A 23300-nucleotide genomic window follows, 5' to 3' on the forward strand; every position below is an offset into this window, starting at 1 on the left:
CAACAACCGTATCACGGCGCGGGGTGTGCCCATTGATCAGCCGCTGCCCCCGCTCTTGCTGGGGCTGGGACTGCTGCTCGGGCTGGAGCTGGGACTGCTGCTCGGACTCGCGCTGCTGCCCGAACCGGCGCTGCTGCTGGGCTTCTTGGTGCTGCCGGCGGACTTGTCCGCCTTGGCCTGCGCGTCCTCGGCCCGCTTCAGCGCGTTCTGCAGGTCCTTCTGCGCCTTGCCGTAGGCCGTCCAGTCGTTGTCCTTCAGGGCCTGCTGACCGGCTTCGAACGCCTTCTGGGCGTCGCTGAGCGCCTGGCGGACCGTCGGGTTGCTCGACGTGGGCGGGTTGGTGTTCCCCGAGTCCGACGGCGTGGTGGTCGAGCCGTCCGTGCCGAAGACCTTGTCGAGCGCCGCGTCCAGGGTGTCCTCGAAGGCGGTGTTGCCGCCGTAGGTCACCAACACCTTGCGCAGCAGCGGGTACTTGAGGTCACCGCCGCGCACATAGACCGGCTCCACGTAGAGCAGCCCGCCGTCGAGCGGCACCGTCAGCAGGTTGCCGTACTCGATGTCCGAGTCGCCGCCTCTGAGCAGCCGGATGGACTCGGCGATGGCCGGTTCGGAGTTGAACTGGCTCTGCACCCGTTTGGGACCGTCGATGGTTCTGCCCGTCGGCAGTTTCAGGATGGTGATCTTGCCGTAGTCGCTGGTGCCCGCCTCGGCGTCGACCGACATGAAGGCGCTCAGGTTGTCACGGCCGTTCGGTGTCATGGTCGTCGTCAGGGAGAACGCCTGGGACTGATCGCCGGGCATCTTGAGGCTCAGGTAGTACGGCGGCACCGCGTCGCCCGACTTGTTGGTCGGGTCGTCCGGGATCTGCCACACCTCGCTGCCGCTGAGGAAGGTCTGCGCGTCCGTGACGTGGTAGCGGGTGAGCAGTTCGCGCTGGACCTTGAACAGGTCCTGCGGATACCGGAGATGGTCCATCAGGTCCTGCGAGATGGCCTTCTTCGACTTGACCGTGCCGGGGAAGGCCTTCATCCAGGTCTTGAGGACCGGGTCCTGGGTGTCCCACTGGTAGAGCTTGACCTCGCCGGTGTACGCGTCGACGGTCGCCTTCACCGAGTTGCGGATGTAGTTGACCTGGTTCTGCTGGGCCACCACACGCTGGTTGTTGGCGGCAGTCAGCGAGTCCGTGGTCGTGTCGCCCAGCGTGGTGCGCGAGGAGTAGGGATAGCCGTTGGTGGTGGTGTACGCGTCGACGATCCACTGGATGCGGTTGTCGACCACCGCCGGGTAGGAGACGCCGTCGATGGTCAGCCAGGGGGCCACCGCCTCGACGCGCTGCTTGGGCGTGCGGTTGTAGAGGATCCGCGAACCCTTGCCGATGGCACCGGAGTACAGGATCTGCGGCTCGCTGAACGCCGCCGCGTACGCGGCGCGGTTGATCGGGCTGGAGAGGCTGACCCCGCTGTTGCCGGTGTAGCTGGTGGTCTTCTCACCGGTGTCGTCGGAGTAGTCGATCTCCTTCTGGGGACCGCCGACGATGGAGTACGTGTCGGTCTTCTCGCCGTAGTAGATCCGCTGCTGGTACGTGCCCAGGTCGCCGGAGGACGGCAGGTCGGACTCGGTGAACACCGGCCGGCCCTCGGAGTCGGCCCCGGTGCCCCTGGCCGCGACCACGCCGTAGCCGTGGGTGTAGCGGAAGTGGTCGTTGATCCAGTTCTTCTTCGGGATGCCGTCGAGATTCAGCTCACGCAGACCGATGACGGTGTCCTGGTCCTTGCCGTTGATCTTGTAGCGGTCGACGGCGAGATTGGACGGGAAGCCGTAGTAGTTGCGCACCTGCTGGAGCTGCTCGAAGGTCGGCGAGACTATGTTCGGGTCCATGAGGCGGTAGCTGGCGGTCCCGGTGGCGTCGTCGCGCAGCTCGGTCTTGTCCTTGGTGGTGCTGGCGCCCGCGTAGTCGGCGACGTTCGCGCTGTCGATCCCGTACGCCTTGCGGGTCGCCTCGATGTTCTTCTTGACGTACGGCGCTTCCTTGGCCTGCTCGTTCGGCTCGACCTGGAACTTCTGGACGATCGCCGGGTACAGGCCGCCGATGAGGATGGCGGAGAGCACCATCAGGCCGAAGCCGATGACGGGCAGCTGCCAGGTGCGCCGCCACAGCGTGGCGAAGAACAGCAGTGCGCAGATGACCGCGATGAAGAACAGGATGGTTTTGGCCGGGTAGTAGGCGTTGGCGTCGACATAGCGCAGCCCCGTCCAGTTGCCCGTCGCCTTGAAGTCGCTGGACTTGACCGCGAGGCCGTACCGGTCGAGCCAGTAGGCGACCGCCTTGAGGGCGACGAAGATCCCGATGAGGACCGAGAGATGCCCGGTGGCGGCCCCGGTGGCGCGCGCGCCGGGGCTGGTCAGGCGCAGCCCGCCGTAGAGGTAGTGGGTGAGCGCTGCGGCGATGACGGAGAGGATCACGGTCGCGAAGCCGAAGCCCAGCAGGAACCGGTACCAGGGCAGGTCGAACGCGTAGAAGGAGACGTCGAGGTGGAACTGCGGGTCCTTCTGGTGGAAGGGCACGCCGTTGACCCACATCAGCCAGACCCGCCACTGGCTGGACGCGGAGGCACCCGCGACCAGCCCGACCAGGGCCGTGATGGACAGCAGCAGCCACTTCTTGTACGGCGCGATCCCCATCCGGTACCGGTCGAGGTTCTGCTGCTCCGTGGACATGGCGCTCAGCGGGGGCCGCAGCCGGTGCGCCAGCCAGATGTTGACGCCTATCGAGGCCGCCATCAGCAGGCCGAAGACGAAGAACAGCCCGATCTTGGTCCACAGGGTGGTCGTGAACACCGAGGAGTAGTGCACCGACCGGTACCACAGCCAGTCCGTCCAGAAGCCCGCGAACATGGTGAACACCATGCCCAGGACCGCGAGGACGCCCAGCGTCATGAGCAGTGACCGGGCCCGCCGGGACGGTCGTCCCATTCTGATCCGCGGCCCCGTGGGGCCTCCGCCGCGGTCCGGCATCTGGAAAGCCAAGGTGCGCACCTCGAAGTTCGCTGTTGTTCCGTCTGGCCCTCGGGATCGTGGACCGTACTCGGCCCCGCCTGATCACGGGGCCTCTCCTATGCAACCTACTCACCGTTCACGCGGTTCCCGCTTCTGGTGCGGAACGAGGCAGGATTGTGACCATGTCCAACACCTCCATGGCAGCGAACCCCCTCACCCGGGCCGTGCTCGAGATCGACGAGTACGCCTCCGGCCTCGGCTGGGACCAGCCCGCCCGCCTCTTCGCCCTCGTCGACACCGCACAATTGCGGACCCAGGAACCCGCCCTGGCGGCCCAGCTCGGTCTGGAGGACGAACCGGCCACCACCGGTCTCACCCCGATCGAGCAGGACGAAGTGCCAACGGACAAGCCGCTCGACGAGTTCCTGGGCACGATCGCCTGGCCGGGGGCGGTGACCGGCTGCGCACTCACGGTGGAGCGGCTGATGCTGCCGCCGTCCGCCGAGGCGTCCGTACCGCAGGGCCTGGACGGGGCGCGGCTGGCCTCGTGGGTGGCCGGACACCCGGAGCGCCAGGAGGTGCGCATGACGGTGGCGGTGCTGCGCGACGGCGCCCGTGAGTCGGCGCTCAGGCTGCGCGACAAGGACTCGTCGACGGAGGTCCTCACCGGCCCCGATCTGGTGCCGGGGCTCGCGGAGGCGCTGGCGGCGACGTTCGCCGAGTAAGCGGGTGAGCGGGTGAGCGCGGATCCCGCGGGCGGCGCGGCGAGCGCCGCCCGTGCCGCCGTGCCCGGGCCGCCGCCCCCGGGCCGCCGCGCCCGGGCCACCGGGATTTCGGGATCAGCCCTTGGCCGAGCACTTCGGCAGGGCGGCGGTGTCGCCGCTGCGGATGTCCTTGAGGGCGCCGATGGCGTCGTCGATCGTGGAGACCTTGACGAGCCGCAGCCCGCTCGGGGTGTCCTTGGCGGCGGCCGCGCAGTTCTCGGCGGGCGTCAGGAAGTACCGGGCGCCCTTGTCGCGGGCGCCGACCGTCTTCATCTCGATGCCGCCGATCGGGCCGACCTTGCCGTTGTCGTCGATGGTGCCGGTACCGGCCACGAACGTGCCGCCGGTGAGGCTGCCCGGGGTGAGCTTGTCGTAGATGCCGAGGGCGAACATCAGACCGGCGCTCGGACCGCCGACGTCGGCGAGCTTGATGTCGATGGTGAACGGGAAGGTGTGGTCCGTCCCGGCGGAGATCCCGACGATGGCTCGCGCGGCACCGCTGTCGTGCGAGGTCGCCGTGGTGATCGTCACCTTCTCCGTCTTCGTGGCCGTCCTGTTCGCCTTCTCGGCGGCGGCCTGCTCCTTGGCGGGGACGACGGTGAAGACGACGTCCTGGCCGGGCTTGTGCTTCGTCACCAGCTTGGCGACGTCCGACGGCTGCTTCACGGCCGTCCCGTCGACGGCCTTGATCACATCACCGGCGTGCAGCTTGCCCTCGGCCGGGGTGTCCTTGACGACCGTCGAGACGATCACCCAGGACCTCACCGGGATCTTGAGCTCCTTCAGGGCGGCGACCTTGGCGCTCTCCTGGGACTGGCTGAACTCCTCGGCGTTCTCCTGGGTCGACTGCTCCTCGGTCTTGCCATCGGGGTAGAGCGTGTCGTGCGGCACGATCTTGGTGTCGTGCGCGAGCCAGCCGTACAGCGCCTCGACGAGGTTCATCCGGTAGTCGGCACTGGTGACCCGGACGGTGGTCATGTTGAGGTGGCCGCTCGTGCCGTAGGTCTTGTGCCCGGAGATCTGCAGCACCGGCTCGCCGTCGTGCTCGCCGAGGGTGTTCACCGTCGGTCCCGGAGACATCTCCGCGTACGGCACGGGGATGAGGACTCCCGCGCACAGGAGCGCGATCAGCATGAGGGTGGAGGCGAGCATCGTCGCGGTGCGGCGTGGCATGGCACGACAGTACGGGACGTTTCTGTCGGAGCGCCGTCAGGGCAGCTCCCCCCTGCCGGTCTCAGGTGCCGGAGTGGGACCGCTCCATGGCCTCGCGGAACCGGGCATAGCCGTCCAGTTCGGGTCCGTCGCTGCGGGCCTTGCGGGTCCTGTTGGCCCAACTCCCCCACAGACCGGCACCGACCGCCGCCGCAAGCGGAATCAGCAACCAGGTGAGCGCCGCCATCCCGACCTCCCAGCCCCACGAGCCACAGCAAACTTACTGATCAGCAGATTAAACATCAGTACGGACAACGCGCACGCCAGGGGCGCGGTTACGCAAGCGGATGCGCGCGAAGGAGCACGGCGGCGCCGGTGGGGCGGGGGGAGCGCAGAGCAGGGCACGACGGCGCTCAGGCGCTCAGCAGGCGCCGACCCACTCCTCGGTGCCGTCGGAGAACCTCTGGTGCTTCCAGATCGGCACCTCGTGCTTGAGGTCGTCGATCAGTTTCCGGCAGGCCTCGAAGGCCTCCGCCCGGTGCGGGCACGACACGCCGACGACGACGGCCAGGTCGCCGACCTTCAGGTCCCCCACCCGGTGGACGGCGGCCAGCGCACGTACCGGGTACTCGGCGACGACTTTTTCCGCGACACGCCGCAGCTCGGCCTCGGCACCGGGATGGCTCGAGTAGCCGAGTTCGTCGACGTCGGCGCCCCCGTCGTGGTTGCGGACGGTACCGACGAACAGGGCGACCCCCCCGGCGGCCGAGTCCCCGACCGCCTGGAAGACCTCGTCCACGGAGAGCGCGGTCTCCCGGATGCCGATCAGCTTGATGGGGTCCGGCGCGGCCTGCTCGCCCGGGTGGTCGTTGGTGGTTGCCATGGGTCCATCGTGCCCCACGCGCGCGAGCCCGTGAAACACACCGCCTGCGCGCGCACGCGCCGACAGGGGATCCGTCCGCCGTACCCAGCCGGCGGAGGTGCCCGCCCACGGACGTGCCAGCCCGCGGACGCGTGCGCCCGCGCTCAGATCCGCCGCCGCGCCTTCCGCGCACGCCGTACGACGGCCGCCGCGCCCAGCAGGGCCACCGTGGCGCCCGCCGCGCCCGCCGCCGTGGCGTCCTTGCGGCCGAGGCGGCGGCCCGCGAGCGTGTGCCGTCCGGTGACCTCCTCCAGCAGTTGCGCGAGCACCTCCTCGTTGGTCCAGCCGGGCCGCCATCCCGCGTCGTGCAGCCGGCTGCCGCTGATCACCCAGGGGTACATCGTGTAGGCAAGGTCACCGGCCGGGGAGGGGGTGAGCCCGATGCGGTGCAGCCGGGCGGCGGCGCCCAGGGCGACCGCCGACGGCAGCTCCATGCGCCGGATCCCGCTGAGCTCCTCGACCTCCTCCTGCTCCAGCCAGCCGTCGCAGCCGACGGCCAGCTCCCCGTCGACCTTCTCCAGGACGGCGTACTCCAGCGCGCTGCACAGGTCCTCCACATGGCAGAACTGCCACGCGGGCCGCGAGCCGGCGACGACCAGCAGCCGGGGCGACTCGAAGTACCTGGTCAGCGCGGTGTCGGTGCCGCCGACGAGGACGGCGGGCCGCACCACGGTGACGTTGAGGCCCGGATGCGCGCGCGGCGCGCGCCGGCCGAGCCGCTCGATCTCCAGGAGGTCGCCGACCCCGGTGGCCTCAGCCGTCGCCCGCAGCTCGGCATCCTCCGAGAGCGGCAGCTCGTTGTCCGGCAGCGCCCCGTAGACCATCGCCGAGGTGCACAGCACCACCCGGTGCACCCCGGCCGCGGCGGCGGCCGTCAGGACGGTCTGTGTGCCGCGCACGTTGTAGGCGGTGCGCGCCGCCGCGTCGGTCTCCAGGTCGAGGTCCAGGGCGAGGTGCACCACGACGTCCGCCCCGCGCAGCTTGTCGGCGATGGCCGGATCCCGGACGTCCAGGATGTGCCACTGGGCCCCCGCGCACTCGCCCCGCCGCTCGTCGATGGCGACGACCCGTTTGATCCCGCCGGATGCCGCGAGCCGTTCGGTGAGCAGCGCGCCGACACCGCTCGCCGCACCGGTGACCGCGACGACGGGCCCTCGGCCGGCGGGCGTGGTTGAGTGGTTTCGCGCTGCGCGAACCTGCGGATCTGGGGAACTCACCGGGCGTCTCCAGCGGTTGTCGTCAATACGGGCGCGAGTGACGCGTACGTACCAGGTGGCATCCATCCTGCCGCAGGCCGAGAGTCGGCGAAGCATCGAGGCCCGAACGGGTCCGGGTGTCTACGCTGGGTGGTGTTGCAGGGCAGCCGTGCCGCCGGAATGAGAACCGGTGGCCTTACCAGCCGAGGAATCCCGTGAGTGACACCCCATTCGGATTCGGCCTTCCGCCGGAGGAGCCGGACGACGGCGACGAGGGCAAGAAGAAGGACCAGCAGAGCGGTGGTGGGCAGGGACCGGCCAACCCGTTCGGTTTCGGGGTGCCCGGAGCCGGCGGCTCCGGTGCCGACAATCCGCTCGCGGCCATGTTCGGTTCACTGAACCCCACCGATCTGGGCGCCGCGTTCCAGCAGCTGGGCCAGATGCTCTCCTACGAGGGCGGCCCGGTGAACTGGGACATGGCCAAGCAGATCGCCCGGCAGACGGTCTCCCAGGGCACCCCTGACGGCGTCAAGGACGCGAGCATCGGCCCTGCCGAGCGGTCCGCGGTGCAGGAGGCCGTCCGCCTCGCCGACCACTGGCTGGACGACGTGACATCGCTGCCGTCCGGTTCCGGCGCGGCGGTGGCGTGGAGCCGAGCGGAATGGGTCGAGGCGACCCTGCCCGCCTGGCAGGAGCTGGTCGACCCGGTCGCCGAGCGGGTCGGCACCGCGATGGGCGAGGTTCTGCCGGAGGAGATGCAGGCCATGGCGGGCCCGCTGATCGGCATGATGCGCTCGATGGGCGGCGCGATGTTCGGCACGCAGATCGGCCAGGCCGTCGGTGTGCTCGCGGGCGAGGTCGTCGGCTCGACCGACATCGGGCTCCCGCTCGGTCCGGCGGGCAGGGCCGCGCTGCTGCCGGTCAACATCGAGTCGTTCGGCCAGGACCTGGGCATCCCGGAGGACCAGGTGCGGCTGTATCTGGCGCTGCGCGAGGCGGCCCACCAGCGGCTGTTCGCGCATGTGCCGTGGCTGCGCTCGCACCTGTTCGGCGCGGTCGACGGGTACGCGCGCGGGATCAAGGTCGACACGGCCAAGCTGGAGGACGTGGTCGGCCAGTTCGACCCGCAGAACCCGGAGCAGCTCCAGGACGCGCTCCAGCAGGGCATGTTCCAGCCGGAGGACACCCCGGAGCAGAAGCAGGCCCTGGCCCGTCTGGAGACGGCCCTGGCGCTTGTGGAGGGCTGGGTGGACGCGGTGGTCCACGCGGCCGCGAAGCCGCGTCTGTCGTCCGCCGACGCGCTTCGTGAGACGCTGCGCCGCCGCCGGGCGACGGGCGGCCCCGCGGAGCAGACGTTCGCCACGCTGATCGGCCTGGAGCTGCGCCCGCGCAGGCTGCGCGACGCCTCCCGGCTGTGGGCCTCGCTCACGGACGCGCGCGGTGTGGACGGCAGGGACGCCCTGTGGGCGCACCCGGACATGCTGCCGACGGCCTCCGACCTGGACGACCCGGACGGCTTCGTGCACCGCGAGCAGCTGGACTTCTCCGAGCTCGACCAGCTGCTCGGCGAGGCGGCGGGCGAGTCCGGCCCCAAGCCCGACCTGCGCAAGAGCGAGCGCGACGAAGGCGACGCAGGCAACGAAGGCAACGAAGGCAACGAAGGCAACGAAGGCAACGAAGGCAACGAAGGCAACAACGACAACACGGGCGACGCGAAGGGCGACGGCGCCGAGTGAGCCTGCTCGACGACGCGGTCCTCGTACTGAAGAACCACGAGGACCAGGCGGAGCTGTGCCAGGACTACCTGGACCATCTGGCGGCCCACCCCGACGGCGTGTGGAAGTCCTGCCACGCCGGGCATGTCACGGCCAGCGCCCTGGTGATCGACCCGGAGCCCGGGCGGGTGCTGCTGACGCTGCACCGGAAGCTGCGGATGTGGCTCCAGCTCGGCGGTCACTGCGAGCCCGGCGACGCCACGCTGGCGGCGGCCGCGCTGCGTGAGGCCACCGAGGAGTCGGGGATCACGGGCCTGGCGCTGCTGCCGGGCGGCCCGGTGCGGCTGGACCGGCATCCGATCCCGCCGCCCTGCCACCGGCACTACGACGTGCAGTACGCGGCGCTGGCTCCGCCCGGCGCGGAGCACACCGTCAGCGAGGAGTCCCTGGACGTCCGCTGGTTCCCCTACGACGAGGTCGCGGCGGTGGCCGACGAGTCCGTCGTACGGCTGCTGGAGGCGACGCTCGCACGGCTGTGACCCGGCGCGGACGCCCACGGCTGGGCAGTGACGTAGCTGTGCAGTGACGTGTAAGGGGCGCCCGCACAGGCCGGCGCCCCTTACCTGTGTCCGCGTGCTCAGCTCCAGACGTTGCCCTGGTTGGCCCCGCGCGCGCCCTGCTGTCCCATGCCGAACTGGGCGGCGACGCCCTGCCCGATCACGGCGTTCTGCGGCGGCAGCAGCTCGCTGGGCTGCACGAGGGCGAAGCCGCTGCCCATGAAGCTCAGCTCCCAGCCCTCACCGGTGTTGCCCCGGCGCCGCCACACCCCGCTGGAGTGCGTCTGGGCCTGCATCTGCACCCGCAGCCCGGTGGACCAGGCGACGATCGCGTCGGCGTCGCAGTTGACGTACTTGTCGGGCGTGACCTGCATCAGCAGCGGCGCCCCGGAGGTCATCAGGGCGACCTTGCCCTGCCCGGTGATGTTGAGCTGATACTTCCCGGACCCGGAGATGCCGTAGAGGCTGTCGACGGCGATCACCTCGTGGTGCAGGGAGGAGTCCATCGCCAGCACATAGCTGCTGTCGACGGTGAGTCCCTCCCGCTCCACGTCCATCACATGGACGTACTGGGCGAGGTTGGCGAGGTAGACGGTGCCCTGCCCGTGGCAGCGCATCAGGTCGAGTCCCTCGCCGGTGTACGCACGCGCGCGTGCCTGACCGTTGCTGCGGTACTCGGCGTCGAACTCGACGAGTCCCTGGTAGGCGACCATGGTGCCCTTGCGGGCGAGGATGTCGTCGTGACCGGCCAGGGTGACCCGCAGCATCTGCTTGTTCTGGAGGCTCCAGCGGTCCTGGGTCTGGGCGTCGTTGAAGGCGAAAAGCGAGCTCTGCATCGTGATCCTTGCTCCCCCTCAGCCCCGGAACCGGAGGCGGTCGGTGCTGTCCTCGCTGGGCTGGACGACGACGATGCCCTGACCGGAGAAGGCCATCTGGAAGGCCTCGCCGCTGCCCCGGCCGATCAGTGACTGCGCCTTGAAGCTGCGCTTGCCCTTCACCTTGAGGTTCGGGGACCAGGCGACCAGCGCGTCCGGGTCGACGTACGTCTCGTCCTCACCGCCGCCGCAGTCGACGACGATGGGCTCGCCGCGGGAGGTCAGCGCGACCCAGCCCTGCCCGGAGATCTTGGTGTTCCACAGGCCCTGCCCCGCGAACTTGGCGAGGCCCTTGACCCGCTCCACGCCCCAGGTGAGATGGGCGTCGAAGGCGAGCAGATTGGTGGCGTTGACGGAGATGCCGTCGCCGTTGAGGTTGATCACGACGACATTGGCGCCGTAGTCGGCGAGATAGAGCAGTCCGTCGCCGGAGCATTTCATCAGGGGCGCGCCCTCGCCGGTGAGCCAGTCGCGGGCGATCTGGCGCACGGCCGGCGGGTTGGGCTCGTACTGGATGAAGCCTTCGTAGGCGATCATCGAGCCCGTGCGTGCGAGGAGGTCGTGCCCGGTCTGCATGGCGACCTTCAGCATGTGGCTGCCGTGGTTCTCCATACGGGCGGTCACGGGGGCGGGAGCGTAGCCCGCGAGCGGCTGGTTCATGACGGGCTCCCTCAGACCTCGTAGGGCTGGACGACGATGAAATTGCCGGGCGCGCCCCGGAACTGGAGGTTGACGCTCTCTCCGGTGTCGCCGGGGTAAGCGTTGCGCCGCATCCGGACCTGGCTGGAGACGATCACCTGGGAGGCGGCCGACCAGGCGACGACGGCGTTGCAGTCGGCGAACGTGGTGGGTGTGACCGGCAGGACGACGGGCGTGCCGTGCGTCTTGACGACGATGGTGCCGGTCCCCTGGAACTGCATGGTGAACAGGGCTCCGCCGGGGATGCCGTGGCCCTCGATGCGGCGGACCTCGTACTGGAGGGCCTCGTCGAAGGCGAGGACGTTCTCGGCGGAGACGCAGATCGCGTCGCCCTGGAGCTCGACCGCGTGCAGATGGGTGGAGTTCTCGGCCAGGAACACCTGGCCCTGGCCGGTGCAGCGCATCAGCTGCATCTCCTGGCCGGTGGCACCTTGGACGATGCGGCCGGCGAAACCCGCGCCCTTGTAGCCGAAGTCGACCTTGCCCTGGTAGAGCACCATGCTGCCCTGCTTGGCCAGCACGGGCTGGCCGCCCATACCGAGGTCGACGCGGACGAGCTTGCTGTTCTGCAGGGTCCAGCGCTGCCCGGTGGGCGTCTCCTTGTACTTCTGGAGCGCGGCGGTCACACCTGCGCCGCCCTGGGGCGCGCCCTGCGGCACCGCGTAGCCGCCGGGCTGACCGGGGACCTGCCCCAGCGGCGGCTGCTGGCCGTATCCCGGGGGCGCCGGGGGCTGGCCGTAGCCGGGGGGCGCCTGCGGGGCCGGGGGCTGGCCGTAGCCGGGCGGCATCGGCGGCGTCTGGCCCGGGGCGGGCTGGCCGTACGGCGGCTGCGGCTGGCCGAGCGGCGCGGGGGCCGGGGCGGGCGGCGGAACCGTGCCGGTGCCGGGCGGGGTCATGGGCGCGATGATCGTCGGCGCGGCGTGCACCGAGGGGCTGGGCGCGGGGACCTGCGACGGTGCGGGCGCGGCCGGGAGCGCGAAGCCCTGAGCGGCGGGCTGCGGCGCGGGGGCCTGGGCCGGAGCGGGGGCCGGGGCCGCGGGCACGCCGAACGCCGGGGGCGCGGCGGACTGCTGCGGCGGGGCGAAGCCCGGGGCGCCGCCGCTCTGCGGCGGCTGCGGGGCGGGCGTCTCCTCCTCCGCGACCTCGCCGCCGAAGTTCTTCAGCAGTGCATCCAGGCCGCCGTCGAAGCCCTGTCCGACGGCTGCGAAGCGCCAGACGTCCTTGAGGTAGAGGTCACCGAGCATGACGGCGCGTTCGGTGGTGAACTCCGAGCCGTCGAAGGAGTACCGGGCCACCTCTTCGCCGCCCGCCACGATCCGGATGTACCCGGGGGCGATCTGCGACATCTGTCCGGCACCGTCGAGCGTCGCGGTGAACGACAGCTTCTGGATCTGCGGCGGGATCCGGTCCAGCGTCACCCGGAAGGACTCCGTGTCACCCGCCTGGGCGCCCAGCAGCTGCATCGCCTCTTCGGGGGACTTGGGCTGGTTGAAGAAGATGAAGTAGCGGTCGTCGGAGAGCCGTTCATCGGCGTCCAGACCGAAGCAGCTGATGTCGAAGGTCAGCCCGGGGGCGGAGATCTGCACGCCTACGTACAGATCCGTGCCCGCGGTGAGGTCACTGATCCTGGCCTTGTGGCCGCGTTGGAATTCCCTGGGCATGCGTAACGACCGTCCCCCATTCCGAATGCGAGTGCGTCGCGTCAGGCTAACCGCAAACTCGGACACCGGACGAAGCCGGTACAGACCCGGTACATAATCCCCGCCCGGCTGTGGCGGACGCCGCGTCGTACGAGGTCACTCGCCGCGGGCGCCCGGCGGATGCGGCAACCGGGCGGCGGCGACCACTCCTTCGAGAAAGCCCTTCGCCCGCTCGGTGCGCGGATAGGCCTCCAGCAGCCGCCAGAAATCCGGGCCGTGACCCGGCACCAGCAGATGCGCGAGCTCGTGGCAGAGCACATAGTCGACGACGTACTCGGGCATGCCCTGCAAGCGGTGCGAGAGACGGATGCTGCCTTCGGCCGGGGTGCACGAACCCCAGCGGGTGTTCTGATTGGTGACCCACCTCACGGAGACGGGGCAGGCGCGGCCGCCGAAGTACTGGTCCGACAGACGCCCGGCCCGCTCGGCCAGTTCACTGTCGCCGAGCAGCCGTCTGCTCTCCTGGGCCGCCAGTTTGTCGAGCATGACGCTCACCCAGCGTCGCTCCTCCGCCTCGGACATCCGGGCGGGGATCAGCACGACGGTGCGATCGCCCTCGCGGTACGCGGAGACCGTCCGGCGCCGGCGGTTGCTGCGGCGCACCTCGATGGCGTTCGCCCCCGAGCCGCCCGGTGGCAGGCTCGTCGTACTGCGCTGTGGCACTCCGGCGCGGTTGAGTGGATCGGCGGACACGCCCCGACGTTACCTGTTGCACACGGCGGAAGTCCCGGGTCCGGAACGGTTCGGTGCCGATCCCCCACCAGGCGTCTGATTCATACGACTAATACCTCTCGCTTGTGGACAACGCGCGGCACCGCCCGGGCGGTCCGGGCATGCTGGCACCAGTGGGGGGGACCACCGACCGGGCTCCTCCGACGCACCCGCACACCGGACCGTGTCCGGATCCCGGGATCTGCGGACCTTCGGATCCCTGGATCCCCGGATCCTGCCCGGTCCACGACGATCTCAGAGCTACGGGGACCTGTGATGCATCCGTTGGTGAAACCCGCGCTGCGGCGCGGCTGGCGCGACCTCAACACCGTGCAGTTCGGGATGACACCGGCGCACGCGCTGACGCTGGGTCCGGTGGACACGGCCACGGGAAGTTTCCTCGACCTGCTCAACGGCACCCGCGGGCTCGATCTGCTGCGTGAGGAGGGGCGCCGCATGGATCTGCCGGATCCTCAGGTCGACGAGCTGGTCGAACGGCTGGCACGGGCGGGACTCCTGGACGACGCCCGGGGCGGCGGGAGTGCGGGCGAGGCGCTGCGCGCCCGCAAGGACGCCCTCGACCGGCTCCTTCCCGACCTGGCCTCCCTGTCGCTGACCACCTCCCGGCCCGGCGAGCCGATTGCCCGGCTGGCGGCCCGGCGCTCCCAGCGCGTGCAGGTGAGAGGCGCGGGCCGGGTGGGAGCGCAGGTGGCGAATCTGCTGGCGGCGGCCGGGGTCGGCGAGATCGACGTGCGCGACATCGGATGTGTGGAGCCCTGGGATGTCACACCGGGCGGGATGCCCGCCGAGGCCGTCGGCGAGCGGCGGACCGACGCGGCCCAGCGGGCCGTGCGCCGGGCGGCACCGGACACGCCGCCGCGCCGGCGCCGGCCGTGGCCGCCGGGGGACGGCGAGCCGGGGCTGTCGTTGGTGATCCTCGCCCCGCGCGACGATGTCTCGGTGCACGCCCCCGACCCGGCCCGCGCAGCCCCGCTGATCGAGTCCGGAACGCCCCATCTCTACGCCGGTGTGGTGGAGGCCACGGGCATCGTCGGCCCCCTCGTCCTGCCCGGCGGAACGGGCTGCGCGGGCTGTCTTCAGCAGAGCCGCGCCGACCGGGACCCGGTCTGGCCGCGTCTGGTGGCCCAGTGGCGCGCCGGGAGAGCCCGCCCGGTACGCTCCTGCGACCTGGCACTCGCCACGACGGTCGCCGGACTGGCCGCCGCGCACGCGCTGGCGTTCCTCGCCGGGGACACTCCGTCGAGCGCGGGTGCACGCTGGGAGGTGTCACTCCCCGCCCTGCGCTGGCGTGCCCGGCCGGTGCGGCCGCACCCGGGATGCCGGTGCGGGGCCGTGAGGAACGGCGCGCGGAAGGGTAAGGAGGAACACTCCGCGGAGGACGAAGTGCCGCACGAGACAATGGAGGCGCGGCAGCCGTCGCCGAAGGCAGCACACAGGGCGGATGCGGCACGGCAGACTGGGACCTGGAGGGCGCATGTCTGATCTTCCCCGGAAGGCGGTCACCCGGACCGCCAAGCTCGCCGCGCTCCCGCTCGGCTTCGCCGGACGGGCGACCTGGGGCCTCGGCAAGAGAATCGTGGGCGAGTCCGCGGAGATCGTCGGCCGTGAGCTGCAACAGCGCACCGCGGAGCAGCTGTTCAAGGTGCTCGGCGAGCTCAAGGGTGGGGCGATGAAGTTCGGGCAGGCCCTGTCCGTCTTCGAGTCGGCGCTGCCCGAGGAGGTCGCCGGTCCCTACCGGGCCGCCCTGACCAAGCTCCAGGAGGCCGCGCCACCGATGCCGACGAGCAGCGTGCACGCGGCGCTGGCGGAGCGGCTCGGGGAGGACTGGCAGGAGCTGTTCCTGGAGTTCGAGGACAAGCCGTCGGCGGCGGCGTCGATCGGCCAGGTGCACCGGGGGGTGTGGCACGACGGGCGCGAGGTGGCCGTCAAGGTGCAGTACCCGGGCGCCGGGGAGGCCCTGCTGTCCGATCTGACCCAACTGAGCAGGTTCGCCCGGCTGCTGGGGCCGCTCATCCCCGGGATGGATGTCAAGCCGCTGATCGCCGAGCTGCGCGACCGGGTCTCCGAGGAGCTGGACTACGGCCTGGAGGCGCAGGCCCAGCAGGTGCACGCGGAGGAGTTCGCGGGCGACCCGGACGTCTCGGTCCCGGCGGTGGTGCACCAGTGCGACCAGGTGCTGATCACCGAGTGGATGGAGGGCGTCCCGCTCTCGGAGATCATCTCGGACGGCACCCAGGAGCAGCGCGATCGCGCCGGACAACTGCTCGCCCGTTTCCTCTTCTCGGGCCCCGCCCGCACCGGTCTGCTGCACGCCGACCCGCACCCGGGCAACTTCCGGCTGCTTCCCGGCGGCCCGGACGGCAACGGCGACGGCGACGGCGACTGGAAGCTCGGGGTGCTGGACTTCGGCACGGTCGACCGGCTGCCCGGCGGTCTGCCCACGCCGATCGGCGAGGCGCTGCGCATGACCTTGGACGGCGACGCCGAGCCGGTCTACGAGATGCTGTGCGCGGAGGGCTTCGTCAAGGAGTCCATCGAACTGGACCCCGACGCGGTCCTGGACTATCTGCTGCCGATCATCGAACCGGCGCAGGTGGACGAGTTCACCTTCACCAGGGGCTGGATGCGCGGCCAGGCGGCCCGGATCGCCGATCCCCGCTCCCCCGCCTACCAGCTGGGCAAACGGCTCAATCTGCCGCCCTCGTACCTGCTGATCCACCGGGTGACACTGAGCACCATCGGTGTGCTGTGTCAGCTGGGCGCGACGGTGAGACTGCGCGAGGAGCTGGAGGAGTGGCTGCCGGGCTTCGTGGCGGACGAGGGTGAGGAGGAGGCGGCCGCCGTGGAGGCGTGAGCCGGGCGGCGTGAGCCGGGCGGCGTGTCACACGCCTACGTCACCGGGCCCATGTCTCCCTGCCCGTGTCTCCAGGCCCGTCACCACCAGGACGAATCCAGTCGTCCCTCGATGGCCCGGAGGTTGTCGCGGGCGCACCGGTCGCAGAAGTGGTGACGGGTCCCGTCCTCCACGGAGCAGGCCCAGGTCAAGAGCTGCGCTCCTGCGGCTCGGGTACCGCAGCGGGCACACACGACGGGCTGGGGCTCCGTGGCGGAGCCCCCGTTGTCACTGCCTGGGGCACGACTCGTCACCTTGGCGACGATAGCGGCGGCGGCCTGATCACCGGGCACAACGCACCGTGGGGGCCGGGCCGTTCACACGGACCGGCCCCCACCGGGAAGCGCCGGGCCCCGGTCGCGGAGACCGGCGCATCCTACGGTCGTTCACCCACCCGGCGGCTGCGGGGCGGGTACTACTGCATCACCGCAATGGCGAGCGCGCGGCGGGCACGCAGGGACGCGCGCTCGGCCCGGCGCTGCATCCGGCGGGCGACCACCAGGCTCACCGCCCGGCGTTCACTCTCCGCCTCCCGCATCCGCTCGCGCATGTGCGCGCGAGCCATGGCTTCTGGGATGAGTTGCATCTCTCGGGTCCTGTTCTGGCGCGAGTCGTGCGCGCCGGTGGTGGAGTCTGGGGTGGCAAAGCCGGTGGGCTCGCTGATGGACGGCTTCATCGGGGCCTGCTTCTTGGGATCGTGCGTGAGGGGGCGGTCGATGGTTCCCGGGATGTTCATGCCGTGACCGGGTTCTTGCGCGGGCGGCCACGCGGCCGCTTCCGGGCGACGACGACACCCTGGACGAACAGTTCGCCACCCCAGACGCCCCAAGGCTCACGCCGCTCCTTCGCACCGGCGAGGCAGGCCTCGATCAGCGGGCAGGTGCGGCAGAGGGACTTGGCGTACTCGACGTCCGCCGGCAACTCGGCGAAGAAGACCTCCGGGTCGTTGGAGCGGCAGGGGACGAGCACGCCGAGGCTCTCGATGGCGTCGTCGAGCGCGGTCAGCGCGGTGAGCGGGATCAAGGTGGAGTCCTCCGTGAGGCCGGGCGGGGGGATCGTTTCGGAAGGCGGTACGGACGGGGCGTGCGCTTCGAGTTGCACGGTTCGTCTTCCTCGTCTGGTCGTTCCGGTCGGGTTGGACCGGGTTGCGTCTGGTACCGGTGGTGTTGCTCGTCCCGAGGCCCCTTCGCTCCGTCTCCCCCGTTCGGGGAAAACAGAAGGGCCGCGGATCCCTGTTGGGGTTCCGCGGCCCTGAAGGCGCCGGCCTGATCGACGATCAGACTGGATCACTCCAGGGGTCTGGCCCACGGAAGGCCCACATCAGGTGGTGCTGCGTCGTCTGCTTCCGGCTTCCGGCACCGGCTGCCGTAAAGGCATAGGCCTTTGCCTGTGCCACTACTGCTTCCAGTGCCTTGGTCGGTCGCTCATCGCGCTCATTGGCAGGGAGACCCGCCAGAGACACGGAGGATTCCGGGCGCACGGCACGAATGCCGGACAGACCGGTGCCCGGGTTGGAGGCGCCGAGCATGCACAGGGAGACGGCCGAGCGACCGGTCATTTTGACGATGCTTGTGGTGCTGGTCTCGATGCTGATCACTGGACTCGCCTCCTCTCGGCGTCTAGGGGGACTGGGGGTGAGTCAGTCCGTCGGGCATGCAAGTAGAACACGGAATCAGTGCCTCCGAGAAGGTCCCCGTTTCCGTTCCTAGAACCTATGGGGATTGCTGGGGCTTGCGCAAACTATTTTTCCGACGAGTTCCCGTCAGTCCCCGGCCATGGCTTCCCCGGCCTCCCGGCCCGCGCAGATGGCCAGGACATCGGCCCCGTAACGGCGCAGCTTGCGCACTCCGACCCCCGGGATCCTGGCCAGTTCGCCGTCGCCCTCGGGGACCGTCTCGGCGATGGCCATCAGCGTCTTGTCGGTGAAGACACAGAACGCGGGCTGCCCGCTGAGCCGTGCCTGCCCGGCACGCCACTCGCGCAGCCGCTCGTAGAGCCCCTCGTCCATGTCCGAGGGGCAGTCCTCACAGCGCATCAGTTTCATCTCACCGGCGTCGGTGAGGGTCCGCCCGCAGACCCGGCAGCGTGCGGGGCTGCGCTGGGCCCGCCGAGGGACGAGGGCGTCGGCATCGGCCGCGGCAGCGGTGATGTGCCCGCGCTCGACGCCTCCGCCGGACGCGCCCGCCGAGGTCCGTCCCCCCGGGCCCGCCGAGCCGGGGCGCAGGCCGTCGAGGAAACGGCTGGGGCGGCGGCTGGGGCGCCCGCCGGGGGATCTGGTGAGCGACCAGGACACCTGGAGCCGTTCCCTGGCGCGGGTGACGCCGACATAGAGGAGGCGGCGTTCCTCCTCGATCTGCTCGTCGGTCCTGGCGTAGCTGATCGGCATCATCCCCTCGGCCACCCCGACCAGGAAGACGGCGTCCCACTCCAGGCCCTTGGCCGAATGCAGCGAGGCGAGGGTGACGCCCTGCACGGTCGGGGCGTGCTGGGCGCCCGCCCGTTCGTCGAGTTCCGCGACGAGGTCGCCGAGATCCGCGCCGCTCTTCGCCGCGGCGAAGGCCTGCGCGAGGTCCACCAGCGCGGTCAGCGACTCCCAGCGCTCCCGGACGGCGCCGGAACCAGCCGGGGGCTGCGGGGTCCAGCCCGCCCCCGAGAGCACGGCGCGCACCTGGGAGGGCAGGTCCACGGTGTCGGCGAGGAGCGCGTCGTTGCGGCCGAAGCGGGCGGCGGCGCGCAGCTCGGCGATCGCCTTGCGCACCTCGGGCCGGTCGAAGAAGCGCTCGGCACCGCGCAGCTGATACGGGACCCCGGCGTCGGCGAGGGCCTGTTCGTAGGTCTCGGACTGGGCGTTGGTGCGGAACAGGACGGCGATCTCGCTCGCCGGGACGCCCGCGTCCATCAGCTCGCGGATCCGGCGGGCGGCGCCCTCGGCCTCGGCGGGCTCGTCCGGGTACTCGGTGTAGCCCGGCTCGGGGCCCGCGGCGCGCTGCGAGACCAGCTGGAGCCGGTGGTCGGCGGCCCGGCCGCTGGCCTGGGCGAGCAGGCCGTTGGCCAGGTGGACGACCTGGGGTGTGGAGCGGTAGTCGCGGACCAGTTTCACGACGGTGGCGCCGGGATGTCTGACACGGAAGTCGAGCAGATGGTCGGGGGTGGCGCCGGTGAAGGAGTAGATGGTCTGGCTGGCGTCGCCGACCACGCACAGGTTGTCGCGGTCGCCCAGCCACAGCTCCAGCAGGCGCTGCTGGAGAGGGCTGACGTCCTGGTACTCGTCGACCACGAAGTGCTGGTACTGGGCGCGGACCTGTCCGGCGATGTCGTGCCGGTCCTGGAGCACGGCGACGGTCAGCAGCAGGACGTCCTCGAAGTCGATGACCGCGCGCTCCCGCTTGAGATCCTCGTACACCGAGTACAGCTGGGTGATCTCGGCCGGGTCGCGCGGGACCTCCCGGCCGGCCTTGACGGCGGCGGGCGCGTAGTCGGCGGGCACGGTCTGGGTGACCTTGGCCCATTCGATCTCCGCGACGACGTCCCGCAGCTCGCCCCGGTCGAGGCGGACACGGCAGGCGGCCGCCGCATCCGCGACGAGCTGGATCTTGCGGTCGACGAGCCGGGGCAGGGCGCCGCCGATCGCCTTCGGCCAGAAGTACTGGAGCTGCCGCAGCGCCGCCGAGTGGAAGGTGCGGGCCTGCACCCCCTGCGCGCCGAGCTGCCGCAGCCGGCCGCGCATCTCGCCCGCGGCCCGGTTGGTGAAGGTGACGGCGAGCACGCTCGACGGCTGCAGGATCCCGGCGCGCACCCCGTAGGCGATGCGGTGGGTGATCGCCCTGGTCTTGCCGGTACCGGCCCCGGCCAGCACGCACACCGGTCCCTGGAGGGCGGTCGCCACCTCGCGCTGCTCGGGGTCGAGCCCGTCGAGCACCGCGTCGGCCGAGTCCGGTACCTGCGGGAAGAGGGTGGAGTGCGTTGCTGCTGTCACACGGCCATGCTGCCAGGTCGCCGGAGACTGCTGCGCCGGTTGTCCACAGGCGGGACCTCGCGGTCGTATCAGCGCAGGCCCGGCCATATGGCCGTATCAACGCCACCGTGTCCGAGCCACCACGTCCAAGCCACCGCGCCAAGCCACCGCATCGCCCCCGTCCCGGCACCGCCCGGACCGATGCGGCAGACGTCACCCGCCCGCATACCCCGGGAGGGAATGCCGGTCCCGCCCGGCGCGTTCCCACCCCGGACCTCTTTCCCGAGCTGCCTGAGGAGCGCGACCGAGATGCAGGGCACTGTGACGATGTACAGCACCACGTGGTGCGGCTACTGCCGCCGACTGAAGAGCCAGCTCGACCGCGAGGGCATCGCGTACACCGAGATCAACATCGAGCACGACCCGGCATCCGCGGCCTTCGTGGAGAAGGCGAACGACGGCAATCAGACGGTGCCGACGGTGCTCTTCGCCGACGGCTCGACGCTGACGAACCCGTCGCTCGCCCAGGTGAAGCAGAGGATCAGCGTCTGACCGCAGCCGGTCGTGACGAAGGCGGTTCCCGAGGTGGGCTCGGGGACCGCCTTCGTCGTGTCCGGAGATGTCGGACGAACCCGGGTCTCAGATGAAGGTGCGCGTCGGCAGGGGCTTGCCGTACCAGAGTTCGATCAGGCGGGCCGCGATGGAGATGCCGTACGGGGGCAGGACCTCGCCGGACTCGAAGGCGGTCCGCAGTTCGTCGCGGGAGAACCAGCGGGCCTCGTGGATCTCGTCGCCGTCGACGTTGATCTCGGTCGTGGTGGCGCGGGCGACGAAGCCGAGCATGAGGCTGGACGGGAACGGCCAGGGCTGGCTGGCGACGTACTCGACCCGGCCGACGGTGAGGCCGGCCTCCTCGAAGATCTCGCGGCGCACCGACTGCTCGACGGACTCGCCGGGCTCGACGAAACCGGCGAGGGTCGAGAAGCGGCCCTCGGGCCAGTGGACCTGCCGGCCGAGCAGGATGCGGTCGTCGTCGTCCGTGACCGCCATGATCACCGCGGGGTCGGTGCGCGGGTAGTGCTCGGCGCCGCAGGCGGGGCAGCGGCGGATGTGACCGGCCGCGGCGATCACCGTGCGCTCGCCGCAGCGGGAGCAGAAGCGGTGGGTGCGCTGCCAGTTCTCCAGACCGACGGCGTGCACCATCAGTCCCGCGTCGCGCGGTGAGAGCAGCAGTCCGGCCTCGCGCAGTCCGGCCGGGCGCGCCGACTGGTCGATACGGCCGGGCAGGGCGTCCTTCTGGAGCGCGAAGTAGCGGATGCCGTCCTGGTCGATGCCCAGGAAGTAGCGGTGCGCCTCGGTGAGGGGGGCCTCGAAGGACGGGGTCATCACGAGTTCGGTCCGGCCGTCCGACGTCTCGTCGATGAGGACCTGGCCGCCGGAGACCACGAAGCAGCGGGTCGTGGGGTGGCTCCACGCCGCCGCGAGCCAGGCCTCGTCGAGCCGATGGTGGGCGGCCCGGTCGACGCCGCTCGGGGCGGTGAGCGAGATGGGTCGTTCGGCGGTGTGGTCGGTCCAGGTGGTCACGGGTGCTTCCAACTCCCCCGGTGCATTGGTTTGTTTCGGCAAGCGGTTCATCGGGTCGTACGACGGGTGGTGACCGGGTCCGGGCGGGGACGGGGTGCGAGGGCCCGCCTTCCCAGTGTGCGCGTGGAACGCGGCTCGGGAGGGCCCCGGGTCGTCAGGGGACATAGCGCCAGTTCTCGGCGAGGTCGCTCCACAGGTAGGCGGTGGTCTCGACACCCTTGAGCAGCAGGTCGATCTCCACCTTCTCGTCGGGCGCGTGCCAGCCGTCGGACGGCACGGAGACGCCCAGGAAAAGGACCGGTGCGCCGAGAACCTCCTGGAGGTCGGCGGCGGGCCCGGAGCCGCCCTCGCGGGTGAAGAGCACCGGGCTCTCGAAGGCACGGCCCATCGCTCGGGCGACGGACTCCAGGGCGGGATGGTCGAGCGGGGTCAGACACGGCCGGGTGGCCGGGGCGAAGGTGATCTCGTGCCGAATCCCGGCGGGCAGCTGCACGGCGGCCCAGCTGCGCACGGCGGTCTCGATGTGGTCCGGGTCCTGTCCGGCGACCAGCCGGAAAGAGAGCTTCACCATGGCGGAGGACGGGATGATCGTCTTGCTGCCGGGTCCCTGGTAGCCGCCGCCGATACCGTTGACCTCGGCGGTGGGACGGGCCCAGATGCGCTCCAGGGTGGTGTGTCCGGCCTCACCGTGGGTGGCGTGAGACTTGGCGGTGCGCAGCCATCTCAGCTCGTCGAAGGGCAGCTCGGCGAAGAGTTTTCTTTCGCGGTCGGTGAGCTCGACGACACCGTCGTAGAAGCCGGGGACCGCCACGCGCCCGTGCTCGTCGTGCAGGGCGGCGACCAGGCGGGCGGCCGCAGTCGCGGGGTTGGGCACCGCGCCGCCGAACGAGCCGGAGTGGATGTCCTGGTCGGGGCCGTGGAGCCGGATCTCGCACTCGGCGAGGCCGCGCATCCCGGTGCACACGCTGGGCGTGTCCTCGGACCACATCCCGGTGTCGGAGACGATCACCGCGTCGGCGGCGAGCCGCTCGGCGTGCTTCTCGACGAGTTCCCGGAAGTTCGGGGAGCCGGACTCCTCCTCGCCCTCGATCAGGAGCTTGAGGTGGACGGCGGGGCTGGTGCGACCGGTGGTGGCGAGGTGGGCGCGCACCCCGAGGGTGTGGAAGAACACCTGGCCCTTGTCGTCGGCGGCCCCGCGCGCGTGGAGCCGGTTTCCGCGGACGACGGGTTCGAAGGGCTCGGTGTGCCAGCCGTCCTCGCGTGCGGCGGGCTGCACGTCGTGGTGGCCGTAGACCAGGACGGTGGGCGCCTGGGGATCGTCGGCGGGCCACTCGGCGAAGACGGCGGGGGCTCCGGCGGTCTCCCAGACCTCGGTGACCGGGAAGCCGGTGCGGGCGAATGCGTCGACCAGCCAGTCCGCGCTGCGCCGTACATCGGGTGCGTGGTCTGGCTGGGCGGACACGGAGGGGATCCGCAGCCAGGCAGCGAGGTCGTCCAGGAAGGCAGTGCGGTGCTGCTCGATGTACGTGCGGACAGCGCTGTCCGGGGACTGGCTCATG

At 70.9% G+C, this 23300-nt stretch carries 21 protein-coding genes; 6 read left to right on the forward strand and 15 right to left on the reverse strand.

What is annotated here, in order from left to right; all coding sequences use genetic code 11:
• Positions 1-36: 36 nt before the first annotated feature.
• On the reverse strand, positions 37-3015 hold the full coding sequence (locus ACSYGN_RS13575; RefSeq protein ID WP_460403438.1) for a UPF0182 family membrane protein: 2979 nt from the start codon (positions 3013-3015) through the stop codon (positions 37-39).
• A 164-nt stretch (positions 3016-3179) separates the two neighbouring features.
• On the opposite strand from ACSYGN_RS13575, the gene ACSYGN_RS13580 reads away from it, so the two are divergent.
• Positions 3180-3722: a PPA1309 family protein gene (locus ACSYGN_RS13580; RefSeq protein ID WP_460395273.1), complete on the forward strand. Its 543-nt coding sequence runs from the start codon at positions 3180-3182 to the stop codon at positions 3720-3722.
• A 114-nt stretch (positions 3723-3836) separates the two neighbouring features.
• On the opposite strand, the gene ACSYGN_RS13585 is transcribed toward ACSYGN_RS13580, so the two are convergent.
• The 4 genes from ACSYGN_RS13585 to ACSYGN_RS13600 form a co-directional block, all read right to left on the reverse strand.
• A complete protein-coding gene (locus ACSYGN_RS13585; RefSeq protein ID WP_460395275.1) occupies positions 3837-4934 on the reverse strand; it encodes a YlbL family protein in 1098 nt (365 codons plus the stop codon).
• 61 nt (positions 4935-4995) lie between these two features.
• Positions 4996-5160: a hypothetical protein gene (locus ACSYGN_RS13590; RefSeq protein ID WP_460395277.1), complete on the reverse strand. Its 165-nt coding sequence runs from the start codon at positions 5158-5160 to the stop codon at positions 4996-4998.
• A gap of 174 nt (positions 5161-5334) precedes the next feature.
• Complete coding sequence (locus ACSYGN_RS13595) at positions 5335-5796, reverse strand: molybdenum cofactor biosynthesis protein MoaE (RefSeq protein ID WP_460395279.1); 462 nt, start codon at positions 5794-5796, stop codon at positions 5335-5337.
• Positions 5797-5939: 143 nt separating this feature from the next.
• Positions 5940-7052, reverse strand: a complete 1113-nt coding sequence (locus ACSYGN_RS13600) for an SDR family oxidoreductase (protein WP_460395281.1) — start codon at positions 7050-7052, stop codon at positions 5940-5942.
• Between the two features lie 194 nt (positions 7053-7246).
• Here ACSYGN_RS13600 and ACSYGN_RS13605 point away from each other — a divergent pair, with 194 nt between their 5' ends.
• A complete protein-coding gene (locus tag ACSYGN_RS13605) occupies positions 7247-8767 on the forward strand; it encodes a zinc-dependent metalloprotease (RefSeq protein WP_460395283.1) in 1521 nt (506 codons plus the stop codon).
• Entirely contained in the window at positions 8764-9285 is a 522-nt protein-coding gene (locus ACSYGN_RS13610) for an NUDIX hydrolase (RefSeq protein ID WP_460395285.1), read from the forward strand. Before ACSYGN_RS13605 ends, ACSYGN_RS13610 begins: the two co-directional genes overlap by 4 nt.
• Before the next feature lie 98 nt (positions 9286-9383).
• On the opposite strand, the gene ACSYGN_RS13615 is transcribed toward ACSYGN_RS13610, so the two are convergent.
• The 4 genes from ACSYGN_RS13615 to ACSYGN_RS13630 all read right to left on the reverse strand — a co-directional run bounded on the left by ACSYGN_RS13615 (position 9384) and on the right by ACSYGN_RS13630 (position 13270).
• Positions 9384-10139 (reverse strand): AIM24 family protein, encoded by a 756-nt coding sequence (locus tag ACSYGN_RS13615; protein ID WP_460395287.1) that lies wholly within the window; start codon positions 10137-10139, stop codon positions 9384-9386.
• 18 nt (positions 10140-10157) lie between these two features.
• Positions 10158-10838, reverse strand: a complete 681-nt coding sequence (locus ACSYGN_RS13620) for an AIM24 family protein (RefSeq protein ID WP_460395289.1) — start codon at positions 10836-10838, stop codon at positions 10158-10160.
• A gap of 11 nt (positions 10839-10849) precedes the next feature.
• Positions 10850-12538: a TerD family protein gene (locus ACSYGN_RS13625; RefSeq protein WP_460395291.1), complete on the reverse strand. Its 1689-nt coding sequence runs from the start codon at positions 12536-12538 to the stop codon at positions 10850-10852.
• 135 nt (positions 12539-12673) lie between these two features.
• Positions 12674-13270 (reverse strand): M48 metallopeptidase family protein, encoded by a 597-nt coding sequence (locus ACSYGN_RS13630; protein ID WP_460395293.1) that lies wholly within the window; start codon positions 13268-13270, stop codon positions 12674-12676.
• A 294-nt stretch (positions 13271-13564) separates the two neighbouring features.
• On the opposite strand from ACSYGN_RS13630, the gene ACSYGN_RS13635 reads away from it, so the two are divergent.
• Together ACSYGN_RS13635 and ACSYGN_RS13640 are read left to right on the forward strand one after the other, a co-directional pair.
• Entirely contained in the window at positions 13565-14791 is a 1227-nt protein-coding gene (locus ACSYGN_RS13635; RefSeq protein ID WP_460395295.1) for a TOMM precursor leader peptide-binding protein, read from the forward strand.
• Positions 14784-16163 carry an ABC1 kinase family protein gene (locus ACSYGN_RS13640; RefSeq protein WP_460395297.1) on the forward strand — a complete coding sequence of 460 codons (1380 nt, stop codon included), beginning with the start codon at positions 14784-14786 and terminating at the stop codon, positions 16161-16163. The genes ACSYGN_RS13635 and ACSYGN_RS13640 overlap by 8 nt, the downstream gene beginning before the upstream one ends.
• A gap of 454 nt (positions 16164-16617) precedes the next feature.
• On the opposite strand, the gene ACSYGN_RS13645 is transcribed toward ACSYGN_RS13640, so the two are convergent.
• The 4 genes from ACSYGN_RS13645 to ACSYGN_RS13660 form a co-directional block, all read right to left on the reverse strand.
• Complete coding sequence (locus ACSYGN_RS13645; protein ID WP_460395299.1) at positions 16618-16938, reverse strand: hypothetical protein; 321 nt, start codon at positions 16936-16938, stop codon at positions 16618-16620.
• Entirely contained in the window at positions 16935-17303 is a 369-nt protein-coding gene (locus tag ACSYGN_RS13650; protein ID WP_460395301.1) for a WhiB family transcriptional regulator, read from the reverse strand. The genes ACSYGN_RS13645 and ACSYGN_RS13650 overlap by 4 nt, the downstream gene beginning before the upstream one ends.
• A gap of 175 nt (positions 17304-17478) precedes the next feature.
• Positions 17479-17799, reverse strand: coding sequence for a hypothetical protein (locus ACSYGN_RS13655; RefSeq protein WP_460395303.1), 321 nt, complete (start codon positions 17797-17799; stop codon positions 17479-17481).
• Positions 17800-17964: 165 nt separating this feature from the next.
• A complete protein-coding gene (locus tag ACSYGN_RS13660) occupies positions 17965-20178 on the reverse strand; it encodes an ATP-dependent DNA helicase UvrD2 (RefSeq protein ID WP_460395305.1) in 2214 nt (737 codons plus the stop codon).
• A 288-nt stretch (positions 20179-20466) separates the two neighbouring features.
• Between ACSYGN_RS13660 and ACSYGN_RS13665 the strand changes: the two genes are divergently transcribed.
• Positions 20467-20709, forward strand: coding sequence for a mycoredoxin (locus tag ACSYGN_RS13665; RefSeq protein WP_460395307.1), 243 nt, complete (start codon positions 20467-20469; stop codon positions 20707-20709).
• Between the two features lie 87 nt (positions 20710-20796).
• On the opposite strand, the gene nudC is transcribed toward ACSYGN_RS13665, so the two are convergent.
• Both nudC and ACSYGN_RS13675 read right to left on the reverse strand, forming a co-directional pair.
• On the reverse strand, positions 20797-21741 hold the full coding sequence (gene nudC / locus ACSYGN_RS13670; protein ID WP_460395309.1) for an NAD(+) diphosphatase: 945 nt from the start codon (positions 21739-21741) through the stop codon (positions 20797-20799).
• 154 nt (positions 21742-21895) lie between these two features.
• Positions 21896-23299 (reverse strand): dipeptidase, encoded by a 1404-nt coding sequence (locus tag ACSYGN_RS13675; protein ID WP_460395311.1) that lies wholly within the window; start codon positions 23297-23299, stop codon positions 21896-21898.
• Position 23300: the final 1 nt, after the last annotated feature.

The sequence above is a fragment of the Streptomyces sp. YIM S03343 genome (assembly GCF_054729195.1).